Source organism: uncultured Metabacillus sp. (genome assembly GCF_947503125.1).
Lineage (GTDB): Bacteria > Bacillota > Bacilli > Bacillales > Bacillaceae > Metabacillus.
Window position 1 is genome coordinate 1 of the sequence record NZ_CANNCR010000050.1, and the last position, 23,633, is coordinate 23,633.

26 protein-coding genes, 1 pseudogene and 1 other annotated feature are annotated in these 23,633 nt (G+C 39.0%); of the genes and pseudogenes, 10 read left to right on the plus strand and 17 right to left on the minus strand.

What is annotated here, in order from left to right:
- Nucleotides 1-199: 199 nt before the first annotated feature.
- Together Q1B07_RS21035 and fabL are read right to left on the minus strand one after the other, a co-directional pair.
- Complete coding sequence (locus Q1B07_RS21035) at nucleotides 200-397, minus strand: gamma-type small acid-soluble spore protein (RefSeq protein WP_299093832.1); 198 nt, start codon at nucleotides 395-397, stop codon at nucleotides 200-202.
- 78 nt (nucleotides 398-475) lie between these two features.
- Complete coding sequence (fabL, locus tag Q1B07_RS21040; protein WP_299093833.1) at nucleotides 476-1,231, minus strand: enoyl-[acyl-carrier-protein] reductase FabL; 756 nt, start codon at nucleotides 1,229-1,231, stop codon at nucleotides 476-478.
- 103 nt (nucleotides 1,232-1,334) lie between these two features.
- Between fabL and Q1B07_RS21045 the strand changes: the two genes are divergently transcribed.
- Entirely contained in the window at nucleotides 1,335-1,559 is a 225-nt protein-coding gene (locus Q1B07_RS21045) for a cytosolic protein (protein ID WP_299093834.1), read from the plus strand.
- Here the strand turns inward: Q1B07_RS21045 and mutY are convergent.
- Entirely contained in the window at nucleotides 1,547-2,656 is a 1,110-nt protein-coding gene (gene mutY / locus Q1B07_RS21050) for an A/G-specific adenine glycosylase (RefSeq protein WP_299093835.1), read from the minus strand. The genes Q1B07_RS21045 and mutY overlap by 13 nt on opposite strands.
- 405 nt (nucleotides 2,657-3,061) lie before the next feature.
- On the opposite strand from mutY, the gene Q1B07_RS21055 reads away from it, so the two are divergent.
- On the plus strand, nucleotides 3,062-4,042 hold the full coding sequence (locus tag Q1B07_RS21055; protein WP_299093836.1) for a metal-dependent hydrolase: 981 nt from the start codon (nucleotides 3,062-3,064) through the stop codon (nucleotides 4,040-4,042).
- A gap of 55 nt (nucleotides 4,043-4,097) precedes the next feature.
- On the opposite strand, the gene Q1B07_RS21060 is transcribed toward Q1B07_RS21055, so the two are convergent.
- Complete coding sequence (locus Q1B07_RS21060; protein ID WP_299093837.1) at nucleotides 4,098-4,367, minus strand: YfhJ family protein; 270 nt, start codon at nucleotides 4,365-4,367, stop codon at nucleotides 4,098-4,100.
- A 112-nt stretch (nucleotides 4,368-4,479) separates the two neighbouring features.
- Between Q1B07_RS21060 and Q1B07_RS21065 the strand changes: the two genes are divergently transcribed.
- Both Q1B07_RS21065 and Q1B07_RS21070 read left to right on the plus strand, forming a co-directional pair.
- The gene (locus Q1B07_RS21065) at nucleotides 4,480-4,644 is read left to right on the plus strand and encodes a small, acid-soluble spore protein K (protein ID WP_299093838.1); all 165 of its coding nucleotides are present in this window, start codon (nucleotides 4,480-4,482) and stop codon (nucleotides 4,642-4,644) included.
- Nucleotides 4,645-4,677: 33 nt separating this feature from the next.
- Nucleotides 4,678-4,833: a YpzG family protein gene (locus Q1B07_RS21070; RefSeq protein WP_299093839.1), complete on the plus strand. Its 156-nt coding sequence runs from the start codon at nucleotides 4,678-4,680 to the stop codon at nucleotides 4,831-4,833.
- A 32-nt stretch (nucleotides 4,834-4,865) separates the two neighbouring features.
- On the opposite strand, the gene Q1B07_RS21075 is transcribed toward Q1B07_RS21070, so the two are convergent.
- Both Q1B07_RS21075 and recX read right to left on the minus strand, forming a co-directional pair.
- Complete coding sequence (locus Q1B07_RS21075; protein WP_299093866.1) at nucleotides 4,866-5,183, minus strand: YfhH family protein; 318 nt, start codon at nucleotides 5,181-5,183, stop codon at nucleotides 4,866-4,868.
- On the minus strand, nucleotides 5,176-5,988 hold the full coding sequence (recX, locus tag Q1B07_RS21080; RefSeq protein ID WP_299093840.1) for a recombination regulator RecX: 813 nt from the start codon (nucleotides 5,986-5,988) through the stop codon (nucleotides 5,176-5,178). The genes Q1B07_RS21075 and recX overlap by 8 nt, the downstream gene beginning before the upstream one ends.
- Nucleotides 5,989-6,547: 559 nt before the next feature.
- Here recX and Q1B07_RS21085 point away from each other — a divergent pair.
- The 6 genes and pseudogenes from Q1B07_RS21085 (at nucleotide 6,548) to Q1B07_RS21110 (ending at nucleotide 10,490) form a co-directional block, all read left to right on the plus strand.
- A complete protein-coding gene (locus Q1B07_RS21085) occupies nucleotides 6,548-7,672 on the plus strand; it encodes an amidohydrolase (protein WP_299093841.1) in 1,125 nt (374 codons plus the stop codon).
- A gap of 429 nt (nucleotides 7,673-8,101) precedes the next feature.
- On the plus strand, nucleotides 8,102-8,659 hold the full coding sequence (locus Q1B07_RS21090) for a GNAT family protein (protein ID WP_299093842.1): 558 nt from the start codon (nucleotides 8,102-8,104) through the stop codon (nucleotides 8,657-8,659).
- Nucleotides 8,660-8,758: 99 nt separating this feature from the next.
- Nucleotides 8,759-8,893: a YfhE family protein gene (locus tag Q1B07_RS21095; protein ID WP_299093844.1), complete on the plus strand. Its 135-nt coding sequence runs from the start codon at nucleotides 8,759-8,761 to the stop codon at nucleotides 8,891-8,893.
- Between the two features lie 74 nt (nucleotides 8,894-8,967).
- Complete coding sequence (locus tag Q1B07_RS21100; protein WP_299093845.1) at nucleotides 8,968-9,153, plus strand: YfhD family protein; 186 nt, start codon at nucleotides 8,968-8,970, stop codon at nucleotides 9,151-9,153.
- Between the two features lie 278 nt (nucleotides 9,154-9,431).
- Nucleotides 9,432-9,932: pseudogene (locus tag Q1B07_RS21105) on the plus strand (peptidoglycan recognition family protein); the annotation flags it as partial.
- Nucleotides 9,915-10,490 (plus strand): peptidoglycan-binding protein, encoded by a 576-nt coding sequence (locus Q1B07_RS21110; RefSeq protein ID WP_299093867.1) that lies wholly within the window; start codon nucleotides 9,915-9,917, stop codon nucleotides 10,488-10,490. The pseudogene Q1B07_RS21105 and the gene Q1B07_RS21110, both read left to right, overlap by 18 nt.
- Before the next feature lie 326 nt (nucleotides 10,491-10,816).
- Here the strand turns inward: Q1B07_RS21110 and Q1B07_RS21115 are convergent, their stop codons facing one another.
- The 11 genes from Q1B07_RS21115 to Q1B07_RS21165 all read right to left on the minus strand — a co-directional run bounded on the left by Q1B07_RS21115 (nucleotide 10,817) and on the right by Q1B07_RS21165 (nucleotide 23,626).
- Nucleotides 10,817-11,950 (minus strand): DEAD/DEAH box helicase, encoded by a 1,134-nt coding sequence (locus Q1B07_RS21115; RefSeq protein WP_299093846.1) that lies wholly within the window; start codon nucleotides 11,948-11,950, stop codon nucleotides 10,817-10,819.
- A gap of 540 nt (nucleotides 11,951-12,490) precedes the next feature.
- Nucleotides 12,491-13,459, minus strand: a complete 969-nt coding sequence (locus tag Q1B07_RS21120; RefSeq protein WP_299093847.1) for a sugar phosphate isomerase/epimerase — start codon at nucleotides 13,457-13,459, stop codon at nucleotides 12,491-12,493.
- Between the two features lie 14 nt (nucleotides 13,460-13,473).
- On the minus strand, nucleotides 13,474-14,493 hold the full coding sequence (locus tag Q1B07_RS21125; protein ID WP_299093848.1) for a Gfo/Idh/MocA family oxidoreductase: 1,020 nt from the start codon (nucleotides 14,491-14,493) through the stop codon (nucleotides 13,474-13,476).
- A 6-nt stretch (nucleotides 14,494-14,499) separates the two neighbouring features.
- Nucleotides 14,500-15,531, minus strand: a complete 1,032-nt coding sequence (locus Q1B07_RS21130; RefSeq protein ID WP_299093849.1) for a Gfo/Idh/MocA family oxidoreductase — start codon at nucleotides 15,529-15,531, stop codon at nucleotides 14,500-14,502.
- Between the two features lie 234 nt (nucleotides 15,532-15,765).
- A complete protein-coding gene (locus tag Q1B07_RS21135) occupies nucleotides 15,766-16,488 on the minus strand; it encodes a ThuA domain-containing protein (protein WP_299093851.1) in 723 nt (240 codons plus the stop codon).
- 81 nt (nucleotides 16,489-16,569) lie between these two features.
- On the minus strand, nucleotides 16,570-17,595 hold the full coding sequence (locus Q1B07_RS21140; RefSeq protein WP_299093852.1) for a LacI family DNA-binding transcriptional regulator: 1,026 nt from the start codon (nucleotides 17,593-17,595) through the stop codon (nucleotides 16,570-16,572).
- 165 nt (nucleotides 17,596-17,760) lie between these two features.
- The gene (locus Q1B07_RS21145; RefSeq protein ID WP_299093853.1) at nucleotides 17,761-18,795 is read right to left on the minus strand and encodes a LacI family DNA-binding transcriptional regulator; all 1,035 of its coding nucleotides are present in this window, start codon (nucleotides 18,793-18,795) and stop codon (nucleotides 17,761-17,763) included.
- A 188-nt stretch (nucleotides 18,796-18,983) separates the two neighbouring features.
- A complete protein-coding gene (gene brnQ, locus Q1B07_RS21150; RefSeq protein ID WP_299093854.1) occupies nucleotides 18,984-20,312 on the minus strand; it encodes a branched-chain amino acid transport system II carrier protein in 1,329 nt (442 codons plus the stop codon).
- A gap of 181 nt (nucleotides 20,313-20,493) precedes the next feature.
- Nucleotides 20,494-20,739, minus strand: a binding site (T-box leader).
- A gap of 448 nt (nucleotides 20,740-21,187) precedes the next feature.
- Nucleotides 21,188-22,039: a MurR/RpiR family transcriptional regulator gene (locus tag Q1B07_RS21155; RefSeq protein WP_299093855.1), complete on the minus strand. Its 852-nt coding sequence runs from the start codon at nucleotides 22,037-22,039 to the stop codon at nucleotides 21,188-21,190.
- 66 nt (nucleotides 22,040-22,105) lie between these two features.
- Nucleotides 22,106-23,269 (minus strand): MFS transporter, encoded by a 1,164-nt coding sequence (locus Q1B07_RS21160; RefSeq protein WP_299093856.1) that lies wholly within the window; start codon nucleotides 23,267-23,269, stop codon nucleotides 22,106-22,108.
- A gap of 81 nt (nucleotides 23,270-23,350) precedes the next feature.
- The gene (locus tag Q1B07_RS21165) at nucleotides 23,351-23,626 is read right to left on the minus strand and encodes a hypothetical protein (RefSeq protein ID WP_299093858.1); all 276 of its coding nucleotides are present in this window, start codon (nucleotides 23,624-23,626) and stop codon (nucleotides 23,351-23,353) included.
- Nucleotides 23,627-23,633: the final 7 nt, after the last annotated feature.

Sequence of the window (23,633 nt, forward strand, 5' to 3'; positions counted from 1 at the left end):
AGAAATGCGCAAGCGCCTTGCTCAGCCTAGGGCAAATAAGACGCAAATGAATAGAAGACGTTCTTTGTCTTCAATTCTTGCGGCTAGACCCTAGAGGGGCTAGGCGCTGGAGCTAGACACCAAAACTAAGTACAAAATTTCTTATCTCCCAAAAAAAGACACCGCTCCATAAACGGAGGGGTGTCTTTTGCATTAGCTATTAAGAGTTTTGGTTCTTTCTAGCTTCAGCTTGTTGGTTTTGTTGTCTTACTTGTTGTGCGTTCGTTTCACTAGCGAATTCAGTTCCGAATTGAGCTGCACCCGCTGCACCTTGCGCTGATTGAGCGTTTTGTTGTTTTACTTGTTGGATGTTAGTTCCAGCTGCAGTTTTACCAGCTTGTTTATTGTTTTGTGCCATTTTATATCACCTCCACGACAATTAGATTGTCCCAAAGGTTCGGATTATATCCAAAAAAACAAAAAAATCTTCAAGAAATTAAACGAGAAGTGAACGGCCTCCATCTACAATCAAAGTTTGCCCTCTAACCATCGATGCTTTTTCAGACAATAGAAACTCAATCGCATTGACCATGTCTTCGATCTCAACCATTCTTCCGGCTGGCGTATTCTTTTTGGCGTCCTCAAGCAGCTCTTCACGATTAGGGAAATGCTTAAGGGCATCCGTGTCTACTGCTCCACCTGACACAGCATTAACAATAATATTTTTCGGTGCCAATTCAACCGCTAAATATCTCGTAAGTGCTTCAAGTGCAGCCTTTGACACTCCAACCGTTGTATAATTTTCAAGGTACCTGATCGATCCAAGCGAGCTTGTGCTGACGATATAACCGCCGCCATTTCTCTCCATTAGCTTTGCCGCTTCCTGCGCACAGAATAGCAGTGCTTTGCTGTTGATGTTCATCGTCCAATCCCAATGGCTTTCTTCAAGCTCCATGGCCGGCTTTTGCACACCTGAAGCTGCATTATTCACAAATAGATCCAGTCTTCCAAACTGCTCATCTATTTGTGTAAAAAGCTCTTTTATTTTTTCAACCTTTCCAACATTGGCCTTAATCGCAATGGCCTTTACACCAAGTTGTTCAATTTCCTTTACTACCTCTAATGCCGCCGTTTTACTGCGGGCATAGTTTACCACAATATTATAGCCTTTCTCTGCTAAACGAATCGCAACCGCCCTTCCTATTCCGCGGCTGCTTCCTGTTACTAACGCTACTTTATTTTCTTGGCTCATTTTGTCAGCTCCTTATATGTAAACAAAAGAATAGATGAATTTATTGTATCAGATACTATATGAAAAGTTCTATTGATCCTAAAACTTAGAGAGGAGGATATCCATGTACGTTGGTCGTGATATGACTGAATTATCGATGATGTCAAAGAAGGAGTGGAAGGATGAAGAGCTTGCCTATTTCCACCACTCGCTTCAACAGGTTGTCCCATACTTAAATGCTGAAGGACAAACGATTCATCGAGAAATTGTTCAAGAAATTGAATCCCGCGGCGGTCTAAACCGAAAAGAAGCTACTTATACGCAAGGCACGAGAATTCAGTATGATTGATCTCCATTAATTTGCTTATAAATCTGCAAGATTTTCTGATGGGAAACCGGAAAAGCGTATTTATTCAGTTCTTCTGCTGAAACTGCAACAAGGTTGTCATTCGGAGTGTTTTTGACTTCTCCAATAAAAATAGAGATATTCCAAATGATATGGGAAAATACATGTTCAACCGTTCCGGCTAGTTCCGAGAGCTCCACCATCACATGATATTCATTCATTAGATAATCAGAAAGCTGTTCACGATACGTTTTTCCTAAGGAAGCATCAATTTCAGTATTCGGATATTCCCACAAATTTGCAAGCAATCCTGTTGCCGGGCGTTTATGAATATAAAGGTTTCCATTCAAATCATATAAGACAGCCGCAGCCATTTGCTTAGGTTTCGGCTTCTTTTTCTTGCTTTTAACAGGCAGCTCTGCTTGAACTCCCTCTTCAAAAGCAGCGCAATGCTCTTGCACTGGACATAAGAGACACGAAGGTGAGGTAGGTGTGCAAATTAATGCCCCAAGCTCCATAAGGGCCTGATTAAATGATGATGGATCCTCCTTTGAAATAAGCTCATAGGTTGCCTCTTCAAAAATTTTCCGTGTTTTTGGCTTTGCGATATCTTCCCATATTGATAAAATTCGCGAAAGCACCCTCATCACATTTCCATCCACAGCAGGCTCCGGAATATTATAGGCAATACTTAAAATCGCACCCTTCGTATAGGGTCCCACCCCTTTTAACTTCGATATTTCAGTTGGAGAATTCGGCACCACACCACCATAGCTCTCCTTCACCTCTTTTACTGCTGCTTGAAGATTTCGCACTCTTGAATAATAGCCTAGCCCTTCCCACGCTTTTAATACCTCTTCTTCATTTGCATCCGCCAGCGCTTCTATAGAAGGAAATTTTTTAATAAATGAAGTAAAATAAGGAATAACCGTATCAACTCTTGTTTGCTGCAGCATGATTTCCGAAACCCAGACTTTATACGGGTCTTGGTCTTTTCGCCACGGCAAATCCCTTTTTTCTGCTAAATACCAGGAAATCAAATCCTGTTGAAATTCAAGTATTGGAAAGCTTTGCAGCTTATTTTTCAACTCGTTATCCATGTTGATTTTCCTCCGGATGTTAATTTTCATGCAATTTGGGAAAATAAATAATAAATCACTTTATCTAAGATAGTACAAGAGCAATAATTAATAAAGACTTGATGATTAAAATGAAAGAGAATTGCACACATTGGACAATATGCTTACATATAAAGTCATTGTATTAACTAACTCAAAAGAAATGCGCAAGCACCTTTGATCAGCATATGACCTCAAGAGGCTAGGCGCTGGCTGTTAATATTTTCTTTTAAAGAAAACTCGCTCACTTGCGAGCTGAAAGGCGAAGCGTGATGAGTAGTTGCGTTTATACTTTGTACTTAAAATTGGCCGCTGCGTTGAATTTCTTTCTGCGCTGGCAATTTATACTCCCTCTTAAAGTGTAAAAAAACAAGGAGGTTCATTTTATTGGATACTGGAACACATGTCGTGATGGGAATTGCATTAGGTGGATTGGCAACACTTGATCCAATTGTAGGGGTTGATAATCCAACAGCCCATGCCGTGTTGCTGGGCACGCTAATTGGTTCCCAAGCGCCTGACCTAGATACAATTTTAAAACTAAGAAACAATGCTAAATATATACGAAATCACCGGGGAATTACTCATTCTATACCAGCTCTTTTTATCTGGTCGGCTTTAATAACCGGGATGATTACCATCTTTATCCCTGAAAGCAATTTACTTCATCTATGGCTTTGGACACTATTAGCAATTGTCGTTCATGTATTTGTTGACATTTTTAATGCCTATGGCACCCAAGCATTAAGACCCTTTACAAAGAAATGGATCGCTTTAGGCTTAATTAATACATTCGATCCATTTATCTTTGTGTCCCATTTAATGGCCATTGCCATTTGGTTAATTGGTGCCCATCCTGGTTATACGTTTTTAACCTTGTATCTTATCCTGATCGGCTATTACCTGATTCGGTATGTCATGCAAAAGAATATTATACACCGTCTCCATAAGCTTGTCCCAGATATTGAACAAGTCATTATCTCACCAACGATGAGATTCCGTCAGTGGCATATCGCCATTATGACGAAGACAAGATTTTATGTGGCAAGATCAATTGATGGAGAAATTAATTTCCTTGATGAATTTGAAAGAGTGCCCGTCCCGCAAACAGATGTCATCCGTGCTGCAGAAGAAGATGATAATATTTCAGCATTCCTGTCATTTTCACCTGTGTATCGCTGGGAAGTCGAGGAATATTCCGATCATTACGAGGTACGATTTATCGACCTCCGCTACCGCAGCAAAGGATACTATCCATTTGTGGCGATCGTTCAGTTAGATCTGGAGCTAAACATTGTCAGCTCCTATACTGGTTGGATCTTCAGTGAGGAAAAACTTCGTAAAAAACTCGAGCTGATACCTGAATAATATGAGGCTGTCTCAAAACTTGAGACAGCCTCATATATGTTAAACAAACGTTTAATTAATGCTTTAAATAGTCGTCATTGTTTAGCAAGTGACGATATTTTGGGTTTGTCGCAATAAATTCATGCAGCTTATCCCCGTAATTCGTAATTAATTGTCTAACGACTTGCTCTGTCATCTCTTTCCCTCGATATTTTCTCCCCGCTTTTGCTTGTGTTGATTCAAAATCCTCCCATAACAGTTCAATCCAGGTTCTTGCCTGTGCATAGGAAAGGCTATTATTTTTACTTAATAATTCATTTGTTAATCGTTCAAAGTATATTTCCATTTTTCTCACCTCTAGGAAGGAATCGTTACTAATATTCTTTACCGATGCACCCATACTATAAGTACGCTTCTTTTTAAAGAAGCAAATGAATGATGACTTGGAGGGGATTGTGTTGCGCAACAAAGAAGCAGGCTTTCCTAATTTGAGCAACAACAAGTTTGAAGGAGAACCTAGAGCTAAAGCTGAATATGCTTCGAAAAGAGCAGATGGGACAATTAACACTCATCCACAAGAACGGATGAGAGCTTCAGGCAAACGCGAAAACCCTTACTCTTAATACGCAATCACAAACTTGTGGAGGTGCCTAAAAATGGGTACAAAGAAAAGATTTTATGACAATATCTATTCTAATCCATATCATCAGCCATGGGCCAACCCAAAGCATGCTCACTCTCAGGTTAATGGTGAAACCATGCTAACTCAAGACCTCATCATTCTCAAAAGACAAACAAGGAAACAATCTTAACTTTCATTTGGACTGGCAGCTCCTATAGCTTGTCAGTCCTTAATTAGCATAGATATTGGCAATGCCTCCTCAACATTTGGAGTTGATAAACGATAACCCCAAGCAAAAATACCATTCATATAATTAATTTTAAACGATTCTCCAGGCGCACCCTCTATTTCATAAATCTCATCAGGCTTATAATCACGAGGATCTAATAAATATGACTTTGCCATCGTAATTTTCCGCTCTAACACAGCAAACTCATTCACAATCCCAAGCTGTTCTGCCTTTCTCGCCTTCTCCTTCAAGGTTGCAATTTCACTTTTTAATTCATATTCAGTCATCTCACTATAACGCTTATTATTCACAGTCAATGTCGTTTACCCCTTCTTTATCAAGATACCTTTCAATCAATTCAACCGAAAACCCTTTTCGATATAAAAATTGCTTCATTTTCATCTTATATTGATAAGGCTCTTCCTTTTGGTATTTTTTCTTGCCTTTCTCCGCATGTTTTTGCAGTGCAGCCCATTCCTCTGATTCATCCTGCTCAAACTGAACATCTTCTAAGGCAATTGAAATGATATCATAAGAAAAGCCTTTTCTCAGTAAATGCTGCTCTAATTTTTGCTTCAACTGCACGGTAGAAAGCTGGTTATTTTTCTTCAAAAGCTTTTCAGCATGGTTAACCGCTTCTTCAATCTGTGAGGACTGATCATATTGCGTAAGCGCCTGATCAATGATCCCTTGTTCAACCCCTTTACCTGCAAGCTCACGTTTTACAACACTTGGCCCTTTTCCATTTGTTTGCCACTGTGTTCGAACAAAAGCCGTAGCAAATTCTAAATCATCGACATATTTATTTTCTTTTAACTTTAGAATAACCTCTTGAATAACTGGATCTTGAATGTCTTTTTTCCGCAGATGGTCCTCCACTTCCTTAACAGAACGCATTCGATAACTCAAAAATTCGAGCGCTTTATTGTAGGCCTTTTTCACCTCATCACCGTATTGGATTTCAAGGATATCGAACTCATCGAGCTCTTTCCCTTTTTTGAGATTGAATCGGATTAATACATCCTGATCTACACTGAATGCGAATTTTTCATCTAAAAATATATTGAACCGATCATCGGTTTGCTTTTGGGAGGAGATTTTTGTGATGATTGACATTTTTTCACCTCTTTGCTGCTGATTTAAGTAGTTGTAATAGTTATATTTTATCATGAACGGGAGGATTGGGGGATTTATCGAATATCAATGATAGATAGCTGACTTCTTTTGATTTTTTCAAATGACTATTCAACACTTCAATGCTCAGTTTATATGTTCTCCCTTTTGTATTTCCAGACGCCTCCAAATTCATTGACTGAAGAATTCTTTTCATCACATCGTGAGAAGAAACATTTAAAAATTCTCTAGCTTCCCGATTATTTATCGTAGAATTGATTAAGAAGAAATTGAAATTTGCCGTGTGATTTATAAGAAATCAGCGACTATCCTCTTTTTCAGCGTTTCCTGAGCTTTTTTCAGCGACTTTCACTTTCTTTTCAGCGCACACTCCTTTTTTTCAGCGCCCCTATTTTCAGCGACCTTCCCATTCCATCCCAATCTCCCTCAAATAATTTCAACCACCAAAAACATAATCCAAAAAAACGAGTATAATATCAATAAGGGGAATTCTCCCCGCATAAAAATAAAACGTTTACATTCATGGAATGGAGAAAGCTTTATGAATCCAATACTTTTTAAACAGGCGACGGTTTATCCAGTTACTTCTGTTGTTTTGTATGAGACAGATGTTCTTGTGAGGGATGGGAAGATTGCGGCAATTGGCAGGGATCTCGCAGCTTCCGAGAATACTGAGGTGATAAATTGCAAGGACAAGTTTTTATTTCCTGGCTTTATTGATGTTCATACCCATTTGGGGTTATATGATGAGGGTACGGGCTGGGCAGGGAATGATGCGAATGAAACGATTGAGCCGCTGACTCCGCACATTAGGGCGCTGGATGGTGTTCATCCGCTAGATCCTGCTTTTATGGATGCGATTAAATATGGAATCACGACCGTTCATGTTATGCCAGGAAGTGCGAATGTCATTGGCGGGACGACATCGGTCATTAAAACATATGGGACCAATATTTCGAACATGATTATTCAAGAAATGGCAGGCTTAAAGATTGCATTGGGTGAAAATCCGAAGCGGATTCACAGTAATGGAAATAATGAGTCAATTACAAGAATGGGGATAATGGGCATGCTTCGGGAGGCCTTCTACAAAGCCAAATACGGGGATGAGATTGAAGATTTTCGCCTTATTCCGATTAAAAAGGCGCTGCGCCGGGAAATTCCTGTTCGTATTCATGCCCACCGTGCAGATGATATTATTAGCGGAATCCGCTTTGCTGAAGAATTTGAACTAGATTACCGGATTGAACATTGCACAGAAGGTCATCTAATTGCAGATGAATTTATCGGCAAAAAAGCGAAGGTTTGCATTGGGCCGACTTTAACGCGAAGATCTAAAGTTGAACTAAAAAATAAAAGCTGGTTAACCTATCAAGCCTTAACGGAAAGGGGTGTGGAAGTTTCAATTACAACTGATCATCCCTACACTCCGATTCAGTATTTAAACGTATGTGCCGCTATTGCAGTAAGAGAAGGCTTTGATGCCCAAAAAGCGTTGGAAGGGATTACGATCGCTGCTGCTCGCAACTTAAGAATTGATGACCGCCTTGGAAGTATCGAGGTTGGAAAAGATGCTGATTTGGTTGTTTGGAATTATCATCCCTTCCATTATCTTGCAAAACCGCAATTTACGATGATAGACGGAAGAATCGTCCATAAAACCTAGGAAAATACTCCCATAAAGATATATTACAATTATTTTCACCTCCCCCTTTTCATGCACCGCAAAAAGAAAAAAACGATCTTTTTCTATAGCTGTTCAACGCGTTAAATCAATCAATTATTTCAGTGTTAAATTCACAAAAATGGTAGGAATAATAGAAAATAAACAATTATACTAGGATAAATAACTTTTTTTTGAAATTCGACAAAAAAGAGTATCTTTTTCACGAAATTTAACGTATTATACTTCATGAAGAATATAAATTAAAATTAAATCTAGTAATGGGAAGGCAAATGGTGCGCCACCAGGTTTACTGGTTCTAGTGGGTTCGATTCCCACCCCGAAATTTTTTGTTGTATTATTATTAAAAAAATTTCGAGGGTGGAGATGGCCATATCACGTGGAGTCTGCCCTCATATTGGAGGGATCCCAATGCTAAAAAAACGTGATATTCATGACAGCCATGCACTTTATGAACACATAGTTCACCCTGATGTCTTCCCATTTGTGCGTCAAAAGGCAAGTTCGTTTGAAGAATATCTATTTTTAACAAAACAAACCATTGAAGCTGAAGAACGAGGTGAATTGATTTCACGTACCATTTTAGATGAATGGGGTTCTCCAATAGGCACCATTAGTTTGTTTGATATTCAAGATAAAGCTGGTTTTTTAGGCACCTGGTTAGGCAAGCCTTACCACGGAAAAGGATATAATAAGCTTGCTAAAGATGCTTTTTTCCATGAATTATTTTATGAATTAGATATTGAAACGATCTTTTTGCGAATTCGCAAACAAAATGTACGTTCAACAAAAGCGGCACAGAAGCTGCCTTATGTTGTGAACGCAAATGAAACAAGAGCAAGTCTCCTGGAACAAATCAATAATGGCGAAGATTTATTCAATTTATTCGAAATTACGAAAGATTTATATACATTCTACACATACCATCATTCTTTAGAAGCTGATGAGCATCAGCTTAAGGAAGCTTAATAAAAAACAGGTGAAATTCACCTGTTTTTTTTGTTAAAGACGAATGCTTCTTCCCTCCTTTGTCAAAACTTATTCTGAAGACTATAATTTGGAAGGATGATGACAGTGGCAGCTGATAAAAAGAAGAGGGACAAAACAAAACAAACGCTTTCCAGCATGCAGGAAGTAACCTATTCAAGAGAGTTTAAAATGGCTGACCGTGCTGGTGGATACATAAGTAAATCGAAACACTAACTTCCAACATGAAATTCATAAAAAAAGCCATCCTAATCTTGAACAGCTTGTTCAAAAAAAGGAGGGCTTTTTTTATGGGTCGTGGACATAAGCATAAACATCAAGCTCGTGATAAAAATTCATCATCACTTCCACAAACTCCGAAAAATCTTAAAAGAGACGGTGTTGACGAGGAATTCTCTCGTGAATTAGCTGACCAAGCAGATTTGGAAGCACAAGCGAGAGCAAATGCTGCCAATCAACATCAACAAAAAAAATAGAAAACCCAAAAAGGAGTGGATATCCACTCCTTTTTGTGGATAACCCCCTTACGTGTTGTGGATAAATCAATTGTAAAGTTGTGAATAATGTTAACAACTTGTTAATATCTCTTTATATTGCTATTTAGTTATCCACATAGTTATCCGGTTCACATAGACTATTTATCCACAAATCTGTGGATAATGTGCATAAATATTTTCTATCACAACTTTTCCTCTGTGTTCATATACTGAGTACGTATTGGTTTGTATTCAAATAAAGACAGGGGTGTTTATAGTTGGCGTACGAGATCACACGAGATTATATTCGAACCGGTAATTCCCGCTCTGGACAAAGTATTGGAACTGTACGTTTTATTGTTAGTCATGATACTGGCAATCCAGGCTCTACTGCTTATGGTAACCGCAACTACTTCAATACTCAGCAACCTTCTGCTTCTGCACACACCTTTATTGATGATAAATATATTCTTGAGATCATACCGTTAAACGAAAAGGCTTGGCATGTCCGCTCAAGTGTAACAGGTGACAATAGACGATACGGGGCTAATGCTAACGATGCAGCGATTGGCGTAGAATTATGCCATGGCGGTAAAATTAACTTTCAAGAAGCTTATAATCGCTATGTTTGGTATCATGCTTATTTATGTGACAAATTCAACCTTAATCCAAATTCTCATATTATTGCACACGCAACACTTGATCCTGCAAGGCGCACAGATCCAATTAACATATTAAGAACGTACGGAATTTCATGGTCGATGTTTATTGATGATGTTGAAGAAGCGCTCCGTCATTTTAACGGATCTGCCCCTTCTCCGCCGCGGATATCAAAGCCGCCAGCTTCCGAAGTAGGAAGTGTCAGAGTAAAATTGCCTATTGGCGAAGGAGATTCTGGCCCATTTGTTCGTGATATTCAACAAGAATTAATCAAAGCAGGCTACAGACTTCCACGCTATGGAGCCGATGGAATTTTTGGAGAAGAAACGGAAAATGCCGTTATGAAATTCCAAAGAGATTATCATCTTGCAGTGGATGGCTTAGTTGGACCAATTACATTAAATAAGCTTCAAGAGGTTAACCATCAAAGAGTATCATCCACAGATTTCCCTCTGCCTACAGGGATTTATCGCCGGGGAGATCAAGGCGATGCTGTTAAGCAAATACAGAGAGCCTTAAAACAAATCAATTTTAATCCTGGAGCTATTGATGGAATTTACGGCCCTAAAACTGAAGATGCCGTTAGACGTTTCCAATCGATGTACAGAGCTTTGGCTGATGATGGGATTTATGGTCCAAATACACGTAAGTATATCCGAATGGAATTGGATGATTAGTTCTTTCTGAGATCATGAATAACAATGGAGAAAGCAACATAAAGTATTAGTACAACTTAGATCCGACATCACGAACAAAAGCGCAAGCGCCTTGGTCATCGCCGTACAAACTGGAGGAGCATCGACTGAGATAAAGGAAACACGGTAAGCGAAGCGAACCGATGTTGACTTATCGTAGGGAGATGATCTGAAGTTTGTTAGGCGATAGGCGCTGGAGCTGGATGTCGCAGTGCTTATCCACAGTTCAATGAATTTTATAATTTCCTAAACAAAGAAAAAAGCACGCTGCTCAGGTTTTAGCGGCGTGCTTTACTATGCCTTACGGTTTACACTTCGTTTAACTCACCTTTATATAATCTATTCTTTTTCAATGTGATGTTTAATTCTTTTGCTATTTTCTTTAATTCTCTTTCTTCCCGTTCCGTTACAAGGGAGACAACTGTACCTGAAGCACCTTGTCTTCCGGTTCTTCCTGATCGGTGAACATATTGGGACGTGCTTATCGGTAGGTCATAATGGATGACATGGGTAAGATTAGCGATGTCCAACCCTCTGGCAGCCACATCTGTCGCAAGGAGCAGCCCTTGGTGATCAGATCTTAAGCTTTTAAGTGCCGCTTCTCTCTCTTCTTTTTTTGTATCACTATGCAATAAATAGAAATCAACCCCTTCGTACTCCAATTTTTCTGCAAGTACATCCAGATTGCCAATATCTTTGACAAATCCTAAAGCTTTCATTTTAACTGTTTTGGCTAGTCTCTCAAGCAGCTTTGCTTTTTCTCTTTGTTCACAAACAAGATACACATGCTGAACATCACCGATTGGGACCTCATTTAAAGCAACCTTGATAAGCTCTGGATTTTGTTTCATTAAATCTCTCGCCCTTGATTCCGTGCTTTCATTTAAAGTTGCCGAAAACAGCACAACCTGGCGTTCATTTAACGTTGATTTAATGATTTCTTTGATCGTATTTTTATGCTCAGGCGTTAAAAGCTGGTCCCCTTCATCCAAAACGATGGATTTTACCTCATGCATTTTTAACTTTTTCATTTTAATCAATTCTTGAACTCTTCCTGGAGTTCCGACAATGACTTGAGGACTCTTTTTTAGCTTTTCAACCTGTCGTTTAATATTTGCTCCGCCGATAAAAGAAGCACTTGTTATTTCGCTCCCCTCTGACCATTTTTTTATTTCATCAAAGATTTGCATCACAAGCTCTCTTGATGGAGCAAGAATCACTACTTGGGCATTTTTCTTTTGCGAATCGATTTTATTTAGCATCGGCAAGACATATGCGAGAGTTTTCCCTGTTCCTGTAGGAGACTCTGCAATCACATCCTTGCCTTCTACTATAGCGGGAATCGCTTTAACCTGGATGGCAGTCGGTTCTTTAAAATCGGCCTTGTCCCAGTTCGTTTGAATAAATGGCTTTACATCCTTTAAAAAATTCGTTTGTGTCATAAAGTGCAATCTCCTTTACCTAACAAAAATTCAATCATTATTTAAGCGGCTTAAACCTATTAGAGTATTATTATGTTTTTATAGAAAAGGCTGTTTTCGAATACTATGTTGTTTTTTAATGCAGTTAAAAGTGAAAATTAGTTCGTTCCATTACGCTTCAGACACAAGACTCGCCGGGGAGGAAGCTGTGCCTCCTCGGCGAGTCTGCGGGGTCTCAGCCTTTCCTCTACTTCCCGCAGAAGACAAGTGTCTTCCGCTCCATTCCACTATAGAGTTAAAATAGTATTCAAAAACAAAAACCTTTACGAAAACTGCCATAGCAAAAGTCAACCATTATACTACAGCTAAATTAAGATAAAAGCAAAATAATTCTTCTTCCCACATTTCCTCCTTTCAACATATTTCCCCAGAAATAATCACCATTCTCCAAATAATGAACTTCAGCGACAAATTATGATTCATTCTTTTTTCTTAATCAAACGTTTGTTTAAAAACACAAAATGAAAAGCCCCTTCCCTAAAGAAAGAGGCTTTATCAAGCTTATACCCACCACATTTGTGACGGAGATTCATTTATTAATACTGTTTTTAGATTTGTCACAGCGCGATCAAATCCTTCATCAATCGACATGATTGGATCTTCATGCTCAATGCTCACTACGTAATCATAGTTATATGTACGTAATGCACTCATGATATCATTCCACTCTGTTAGGCTGTGACCGCAACCAACAGATCGAAATGTCCATGCTCTTGTTTGTACTTCTCCATATGGCTGCATATCTGTTAAACCATACATGTTCACATTGTCTTGATCGATATACGTATCTTTTGCGTGGAAGTGGTGAATTGCATTTGCCTTACCTAAAATTTTGATAGCAGCTACTGGGTCAATGCCTTGCCACCAAAGATGACTTGGGTCAAGGTTTGCACCAATTGCATCACATGTTGCCGCGCGCAGTTTTAGCAATGTGTAAGGAGTGTGAACTAAAAAGCCGCCATGTAATTCTAAACCAATTTTCACATTATGCTCTTGTGCATATTGGCCAACTTCTTTCCAATATGGAATTAATTTTTCCTCCCATTGCCACTTTAACACATCACCATATTCATTCGGCCAAGGAGTAACAGGCCAGTTCGGATATTTTCCATCCTCATGATCACCAGGTGTACCTGAGAATGTATTGACAACAGGTACATTTAATAGAGATGCAAGTTTAATGGTTTTTAATAATGTTTCATGATGGTCTTGTGCCATTTCTTTATCCGGTGAGATTGGGTTTCCGTGGCAGCTGAATGCACTAATGATTAGGTCGCGTTCTTTAATTTTAGCGACAAATTCATTACGCTTTTCTTCACTCTCAAGTAAAGCATCTACATCACAATGTGAATTTCCAGGATAACCGCCCGTACCGATTTCAACTGCATGAAGTCCTGAAGCTTTTACTCGATCTAACATTTCTTCAAAAGATTTATCATTAAAAAGAACTGTAAATACGCCTAATTTCATAAGAACTCCTCCTCTTATTTACCAGCTTCAGCTGAATAATAGATTTCATCAATGATTTGTGATACCTGTAATGCTTCCTCCGGTTTAACGACAAGCTCAGCATTTCCCATGCAGGCATCAATAAAGTTTTTCGCTTGTGCAACACCCGGATCGTCCTCACCGGACACCCATGGTGCTTGCGTATTAAGTAGCATTCCATTTTTCGCGGTATAGAGCTCCAACGGAAACACACTGATCCCGCCTTCTGTACCGGAAATGCTGACATGCTCTTTGTCATCTAAAATATTGGCTGCCCATGATGATTCCAGTAAAAGTGATGCACCATTTTCAAACTTAATATAAGCTGTTACATGATCATCCACATCAAATGTTTCATGATCGAATGTCCCCCATTGATTCACACTGTTTGGTGTTTTACTTAGCGCGTTATACGCACTGCCGTTTACAGAAATATGCTTTGGACTTCCCATCAACCAAATCGCTAAATCTAGCAAATGGCAGCCATAATCTATTAAACTTCCACCGCCTTGAAGGGATTTATTTGTAAATACACCCCAGCCAGGCACTTTTCTTCTACGTAATGCTTGGACTCTCGTAACAAGCGGTGTACCAACCTCTTGCATGAATTGCTTTGCTGCTTGAGAGGCTTTCATAAAACGATAGTGGTAGGCAATGGCCAGCACCTTATTCGCTCGTTTTGATGCCTCAAGCATTTGCTGGCATTCATCTGAAGATAAAGCCATTGGTTTTTCACATAAAACATGTACACCTGCCTCTAATGCAGCAATCGTAATTTCGGCATGAAATTTATTTGGTGTACAAATACAAACTGCATCCACGTGATCTAACATATCTTGGTAGTTTTCATATACATTGTCTATTTGATACTTAGCCGCTACTTCCTGTGCTCTTTCGTTATTTACATCACTTACTGCAGTAATCACACAGCTGTCTTTAAGAGATTGAAAGGCAGGGATATGGCGTCCTTGCGCAATCCCTCCCACACCGATCAATCCGATACGCAATTTATTCATGCTTGATCACTCAAATACCTTTGCGATGGTTTTAGTATCATTTGACTTGATGGCTGCGAGAATAACAGCCAATGATTTCATTCCTTCTTCACCACAGATTAACGGCTTAGTATTGTTTGCAATAGACGATACGAAATGGTCAATGACATGTGTAGTATTTTGGCCGCCTTCTTCATTTGATTGAATTTTGCCAAGCTGATAATTAACAACTTCCCCATTCGTATATTGAGCTACTAAAGAATAAGTCGGATTGTCTTCTAGACGAAGGATTCCTTTTTCACCATAGATGATCGTTGAATTGTCTTCTTTTGCTGTATAAGACCAGCTCGCTGCAAGGGTACCAATGATTCCGCTTTCTGTTTTCAATGCACAAACAGCTGTATCATCGACATCTGCAAAGTCCTTCGCTGATGTTTCAATAAAGGCACCAACCTCAACAATTTCTTCTCCAAGTAAATAGCGAAGTAAATCTGTTTTATGAACACCTAAGTCACCCATTGCACCGATATATGCTTTTTCCTTTTCAAAGAACCAGCTATCCTTGCCGTCAATGCTCCAGCCTTCAGGACCAGGGTGTCCAAATGCTGTTCTAAAGCTGTAGATCTTACCAATCGCACCACTTTCAATTAATTGACGGGCAATTTGATGTGAGCGTACAAAACGTTGGTTGTGGCCAATCATTAATGTTTTGCCGCTTTTATTTGCCGCTTCGATCATGGCATCTGCTTCTTCTTGTGAAGTAGCCATTGGTTTTTCACATAAAACATGTAAGCCATTATTTAATCCTTCAATGGAGATTGGAGCGTGTAAATAGTTCGGTGTACATACACTAATCGCATCCACTTGACCGCTTTGGATGAGTTCTTTGTAATCTGTGTAAGCTTTCGCATTATATTTTTCAGCAATTTCCTTCACACGATCTTCTACGATATCACATACCGCTACAATCTCAACCTCTTTGTTTGCCGCATATTCTGGTAGATGGCGATACTGTGCAATACTTCCACATCCAATAACACCGATTCGTAATTTAGCCATTGTTAAAACTCCTCCCGTTTTATGTAGCGGCTGTCTCAAAAGGTTAAGACAGCCGCTTTATCATTTATGTTTTTTAAAGATAAGCAGAAAGTATAAATTTTTACTTAGTTTTGGTGTCTAGCTCCAGCGCCTAGCCCCTCTAGGGTCTAGCCACTCATGAATAGAAGTCAAAGAACGACTTCCATTCATGAGCGTCTTATTTGCCCTAGGCTGAGCAAGGCGCTTGCGCTTTTCTTATTTCACTGCAATTGCTTCAAGCGGCTTCGCATTTCCATATACGGGACGCTTGCGATCCACTGGTTTCACATATTTCACTGCATTTTTGATAACTTGTTGTACTTGCTCATTATGATAAGTTGGGTATGTTTCATGCCCTGGACGGAAGTAGAAAATTTTTCCATTTCCACGTTTGAACACACAGCCGCTGCGGAATATTTCTCCGCCTTCAAACCAGCTTGTAAAAATCAACTCATCTGGAGCTGGGATATCAAAGTGTTCGCCATACATTTCTTCTTTCTCAATCTCAATGTATTCGCCAATACCTTCAGCAATTGGATGGCTTGGATCTACTACCCAAATGCGCTCCTTGTCATCAGCTTCACGCCATTTTAGATCACAGCTTGTACCCATTAATCTTTTAAAGATTTTTGAAAAATGACCGGAGTGAAGAACAATTAATCCCATTCCATCAAGCACCCGCTGCTGCACTCTTTCAACGATTTCATCGGAAACCTCGTGATGTGCCAAATGGCCCCACCAAACTAACACATCTGTATGATTTAATACCTCTTCAGTCAAGCCATGCTCTGGCTCATCAAGTGTTGCTGTTTTCACTTCATAGTTATCCGCTTGTAAAAATTCGGCAATCGCTCCGTGAATTCCTGCTGGATAAATCTCTCTAACTACTTGATTTTTTTGTTCATGTCTATTTTCATTCCATACCGTTACTTTTGTCATTGTTATCCACCCTAATCTATTAATTTTGTTCATAGTATTCCAGTTAACAACTGTGCGATGTGATTAGATGAACTCACCTCCTTAAATGGTACCTGTAGAGCTTCGTACTACAAGTTCAACAGGAAGCATAATTTGTTCCGGCTCCAGCCCTTTATTTTCAATAACGTTAATGGCCGTTTCTGCTGAAACAGCTCCTTTACGAAAAACATCTTGGCGAATCGTTGTTAAGCTTGGTGATGAATAGCGGCTAATCATTAAATCATCAAAACCGACAATTGAAATATCCTCTGGGACTCTTTTTCCATGATCGTTAAGCGATTTCATAATTCCTAGCGCCGTAATATCTGATGAAGTAAAAAGGCCTGTCATCTGTTGGTCATGTGCAATTTCTTTTCCAATTTGATAGCCTTTTTCAAAGGAATTGGCTCTTCCCTCAATGACCATCTCTGAATGAAAGGGGATATCGGCCTCAGCTAGTGCGCGTTTAAAGCCAAGGAACCTTTGCCCATCCACATCACAGTCTACTTTTCCATTAGGAATAAAACATATTTTTTCATGTCCTAATTCGATTAAGTGCTTCGTTCCCAAATATCCTCCATGTTCATCATTAATGCGGATATTATGGTAAAGATTCGCATACTCCTCGAATGAATCAACAAAAACCAATGGTGTAGATAACGTTTTCATTTCTTTGAATACTTTTAGGGGAAACTTCCCTAACACGATAAGTGCATCTAAGTTGCGCTTCATGACCCAGTTTTTGCATTCTTCCGGCTTTGAGATTCCAGAGATAAGAAAATCGTAGCCATTTTTACGACATACATATTCTACTCCGCTAAGAAGCTCACTAAAGTAATGATTTTCCTTAAAGATTGGTGAAAGAGAATCGTTTACTAACGGCATGATAATACCGATCATATTCGATTTTCTCTTAGAAAGGCTGATTGCTGTGAAATCAGGCTGATAATTCAGCTCTTCAATCGCTTGCAACACTCTTTCTTTCGTTTCATCTGATACTTTATTTACTCCATTGAGCACATAAGATACCGTTGCAGATGAGACACCAGCGTGTTTTGCTACTTCTCGAATTGTAATTTTCTGTTTCATATTGCCTCCGGTTAAGCGGTTAACTTGCTATAACCATATTATATAATAGTGAAATTAGAAGTCAATGTGTTTTTTAGTCGGAAGTAAAAAAAATTATTCCACTACAACTTCTTCTGTCCTGCAACATTTTGTCATAAAACAGCAGAGGGCTATCCCCCCTCTGTTTTATGAATCTTCTCTACGCTGACAGCTGTCGCGAATGACCAGCTCTGTCCCGAGAATAGCTTTTATCGGGATGGATCTGCCTTTTATCCGGTCATACAAAAGTTTTGCTGCTGTTTTTCCCATTTCATCTGCATGAATTTTCACAGTAGTAAGCGGTGGATTTAAAAATTTTGCTGCCTCTATATCATTAAAGGCTATGATCGAAACATCCTGCGGCACCTTTATTCCCGCTTCATAAAGTGCTCTCATCGCTCCTATTGCCATTGGATCACTTGAGATGACAAAAGCGGTCGGCAAATTCCCTTTGTCAATCGCTTGTTTCATCAACAGATAGCCGCCGTTGGCTCCCCAGTCGCCGATATAAATATTATCAGGATTATAAAGCCCTCTTTTTCTCATAAAACTTTCAAAGGCGGCCTTTCTAATATCCTCAGTATCGTAGAGAACCTGCTTATCCTGTAGTCTAGAAAAATAATCTTTTCCGCCCAAAAAGCCGATGTCTGAATGCTTGAGATTCAATAAATATTCCAATGCCTCTTCTGTTGCCCAATCATAACCAGAAGCCACGATATCATAATTTCCTTTGACAGCTAAATTGTTAATATAAACAATATTTTGATTATGATGATAAAGCTCGCTTAAAGATTCCGGGTAAATTCCACCAATCACAATCACGCCATCCAATTCCTTCAGCACATCGAAAGAAGATTCATTCCCTGGTCTAATGACACTTTTTATCGTTAATGGAAGGCTTTCACAGCCCATTTCAACTCCTAAGCGGATCGACATGAAATATGGGTCATGTACCTCCTCCTCCTGAGTAACTGATGAAACAATCCCAATCGTATAATTTTCAATTTCTGTCTTTTTTGTATTTCTCTTTCTTGTCGGCTTGTAATTTAATAATTGTGCAACTTCCAGTACTCTTTTCCTCGTGTCATCTCCGACAGATAATGTTGCATCATTATTTAATATTCTTGATACTGTTGCAGTCGACACCCCTGCTTCATTCGCTATGTCTTTTATTGTCGCCATCCTATCACCATGCTTTTTAGTAAAGTTTACTTATGTCCTACTTTATACTATACCAGAGAGAATACGCTTTCAAAAGCATTTTTTCATCTTTTCTCCTACAATTTAATAAAAGTAACGTTTACTAAATCCTCTTTTTGCCACTAAAAAAGGAAGCAACCGTCCCAAGACAGTATGCTTCCTTCTATTTTTTAAATTGAATTGGAGTTCTTTAGTGTATGTGAATTTTTATCAAGGCTGCTTATTGCTACTCCAACACATCCCCCAACAATTGCCGGTACAATCCATTCTAATCCAGCTGATGAGAATGGAAGGATTTCCAGTAAACTTTGAACCACACCTAAATCTAACCCGAATGTTTTTAGTCCTCCGATTACTGCAAATATAGCTGTAAAGAGGACCGCACTTCCATAAACTCTTTTTGTATTTTTAAAGAAGCGATGAAATAAGGTAAGGGTAATTAACACGATTGTTAATGGATAGGCGGTAACAAGAAACGGGACTGAAAATTTCAATATTTGATTTAGTCCTAGATTTGATAGTGTGAAGCCTATCAGCGTAATGATCAAAACAACCATTTTGTAGCTTATTTTTGGCAGCAACTTTGAAAAATATTGTCCGCAAGCTGTCGTAAGACCGACAACGGTTGTAAAACAGGCAAGGGTGAAAATGAAACCTAATAGAATATTCCCGCTTTGGCCAAATAAGAGGGTTGCGACTGCTGAAAGAATATCAGTCCCATTTTCAAATTGTCCATTTCCAGCCATCTTTCCACCAATTAATCCTAGAGTAATATAGACTAATGACAGCAACCCACCTGCAATCAACCCTGCCTTAAGCGTATAGTTTGTTAATTGCTTTCTTTCTGAAATTCCTCTTTGCTGAATGGATGTGAGAATGACAATCCCAAATGCTAAAGCAGCAAGAGCATCCATTGTGTTGTACCCCTCGATAAAGCCTTTTGAAAACGCACCTGTCTCGTATTGCTCTGTTGGCATTTGCAAAGGCTCATCTAATTTCATAAAACCCGCAACACATAGTATCACCATCGCGAGCAAGAGGATTGGTGTAATCCAGCGACTCATGTATTTTTCCATTTTGGCTGGATTTAAGCTAACAACATAGACAAGAAGGAAAAATATCACAGTAAAGAGAAGTAAAATCAGTGATGAACTGATTGATTCATGTAAAAACGGCTTGATTCCCATTTCAAATGCCACATTTGCGTTTCGCGGTATCGCTAAAAAAGGTCCGATACTTAAATAAATCACAACCATAAAAACAACGCTAAAAATAGGATGAACGCGATTTCCAATTGTTTGCACCCCTCCAGGGACTAAAGAAACAGCAAGCAAAACCGCAAACGGCAAACCAACCCCTGTGATTATAAAGCCTATGATGGCAGACCAAAAAGATGTCCCTGACTCAGCTCCCAAAAAGGGAGGAAAGATTAAATTGCCTGCTCCAAAAAACATTGAAAATAACATAAGTCCAATTAATAAAGTATCCAGCTTCTTCACAATATACTCTCTCCTCTTAGTATTTTCACATAAAGAAAACTTGGCTGGCGCCAAGCCTTTAGGCGCAGTGCGACTGCCTAGTTGCACTTATACTTCATTCTTAAAATTTGCCCCTACGTCGAATTTTCTCCTGCGCTGCAAATTTATATTTTTAACGTATAATAAAAAGCCCGCCCCCATATGAAGGGACGAGCCTGTACTCGCGATACCACCCTAATTCCGCAGCATTGTAAAAAAACTGCGGCTCTCAATCTGCGTACGAACATACGCATTCCGTTATAACGGCGGAAAACCCGTCAAAACTTACTCATTTCAGTCTCGCATCTCAGAGATGACTTTCAGAAAGCTCCTAACACCAACTCTCACCAATTGTTGGTTTCTCTTTAGTTCAGGGGTGCTATCTTACTCTTCTCTTCATCGAATTTATTATTATAAAATAATTTATCAGAGTGGATATGTACTGTCAATGCTTTTTGAAATTTAACAAAAACAGGCTGTCTCAAATGGGTCTGACCTTTGCAACAATCACTATAACTGAGAATTCTTACAATCTTAATTTCAGATATAATGGTGATTGTGGAATCAGACACTTCTGTTTTGAGACAGCCTGCTTTCTATTATCGTTAAACGAATAAACGTATAAGTGCGATTTTTACGTTCACTTAGTAAGTAAATGCAATTTTTATTGTTAAAATAATAAATGTAAGGAATCCTACCTCAGATTTTTTCATTTTAACAGCCCCTTTGCTTTTGATACTTTAACAATACAGGATGAAAAATTCTTTGTATGCATTTCAGTAAGATTATCTAACGTTATTTTTTATATTTTTTCTTACATTTATTATTTTAAGTAATAAAATCTAACATGGATTACATTAATCCACTGAGTGATAATTCATATCCGTCAAAATTGCATTTACCTTATCAAGACGTTTTTTTGTTTGTTCGGGATAATTAATGGCAAGAGCACTGATAATATAATCTGCAACAAACATTGATGAGACAGCCGAATTATGAAAAGCGATACTGCTTGAGTTACATGGCAATACTAAGTCTGAATGTGACGCAAGTGGGGATGAATAACTATCAGTAATGGAAATAATTTTTACCCCATTCATTTTCGCTGTCCGGGCAAAATCAATAATTCTCCGCGCATAACGCGGGAAGGTGATAGCAATCATTAAATCATTTTCATCCATATTGACAACACTATCTACCCAATCACTTACATCAGCCACAACAAGGCTAGTATTGCCAAAGAGTCGATTTAATCCATGAGTTAAGTATTGCGCAACTGGCAGCCCGCTCCTGACACTCGTACAAATAATCCGGTTAGCCGACAATATCATTTTTTGCGTATGTTCGAGCGTCTCATGCGAAATCATATCAATCGTGTTTTGAATATTGCCAATCTGTTTTTCTGCATATCGACCCCAAAGATCGTCCTCATCAATTCCTTTTATATTTGCTTCAAGTCTTGTCTGAGGAGCAGCCTGGTTCCTCAAATTTTCTTGAAGTCCTTTTTGAAATTCAGTATAACCTGAATAGCCAAGGTTAAATGTTAGCCGCATGATCGTTGTCGTACTTGTTTTTACTACACCTGCAAGTTGATCTACCGTCAAGAAGGCTACATCAAGTGGATGTTTAATAATATAGTCGGCCACTCTTCGCTGCGTTTCTGTTAATTCGCCAATCTTTTGCTGTAATTTCACGATCGGATTTTCCATATCATCTCTCCAGACAGGTGGTTTTTGTAGTAAATTTTCCACCGTGTTTCATTTGAGAAAATATTATCACGATTTTTCTTTCTTGTAAAAAAGAAACTTGTCCGGATGAAAAGAACCCATCAAAATGATGACTCCGCACGCATAAAAGATACCAGACATCCCAACTACAGAAGATAACGATCCTAATGAAAGCGGACCAATAATCTGAGTCAATTTATTAAACGTTAAACGAAGCCCCAGCCCTTCTGCTACACGCTCTTTAGGCAGAGCAATAATCGTTGCAAAGATCGATAAAGGCTGACAAATTCCCGTACAAAACCCGAGAATGATGGATAAAATACTCAGCCAGAGGACATGATTGGACAGCGGATTCAACATATAAACAGCCCCGGAGACGAGAATCGAAATCGTAATGATTACATCCCTCTTTAAGTTCTGGGAAACCCATGGTAAAAAGCTCCGAATAAACATCCCCGCTCCTGCATTGAGAGCAATAATTACACCAATCACAGAAGCAGGTAAACCACTTTCTGCTGCAAGCAAAGGAAAAAAGGCAATATACATATCTTTTGCCAATAGCCCTACGGAACTGACCAGCACTGCTTTTCGTAAATCAGGAAGCCGCAGCAATTGAAATGACTTCCCTTCATTTCTTTTATCCTGGATCGACATCGCTTTTTTCCCTGAAAAGAATAAAGATAATGGCAGCATTCCCACTAACACGAAAATTAATGTTAAAAAAGCGGAACGATAACCGATCGAATCAGTTAAGAAACCTGAAAGGAGTGGTCCGGCAAAACTCCCCGCCGCAACAGCAATACTGAATACCGTAATATAATACTCACGCAGTTTACTTTTTGGAAATTGACCTGAAAAAGCCTGCATCGACAAGACAAACACAAGTTGCGCGAGACCGGCGAAGATTTGTGAAATGTACACGCCAATTAAATTATGAAAAACACTTAGAATGACCATAGATAAAATACCGAACAAAATACTTGCAATTAGTGGTCCTTTCACGCCGATCAAGTCAATTATTTTTCCCGATTGAATTGATAAAAACAATGGAAAAAAAGAAAATAAAGCGACAATGACGCCAATTTCAGCATGACTTGCCCCAAGTTCATCTGCATAAAGCGGGATAAGCGGTCTGCTTCCGGCAATACTCACCATAAACAACGCCGTGCATATAAAAACAAAATGTTTCGTTATCGTTTTTCTTTTCGTCACATCATCCCCAACCCTTCCCTTTTATCATACATTAAATTGGAAAAGCAGACGGACCCAGTTGGATTCGTCTGCCTGCTTTAGTTAGCGAACATGTTCTAATTCATCACTGAATTCATCTGAAGAATATACATCCTCTTCAGCCACTTTTTCTTTAGGGAAATAGCCGAGAATGAAACCGAAAATACCAGCAATCGCACTGATCATGAAGGTTGGATTCGCAAACACTTCCCAAGATTTCACAATCAAATCACCTTTTTGAAACAGGACACCAGCCAGCTGCCCGAAGACAAGACACGTCCCACCGATTAAAAACAACAAAAGACAGGTTTTAAATAAAAAGGCGATAATTTTTCTCATTTTTTCC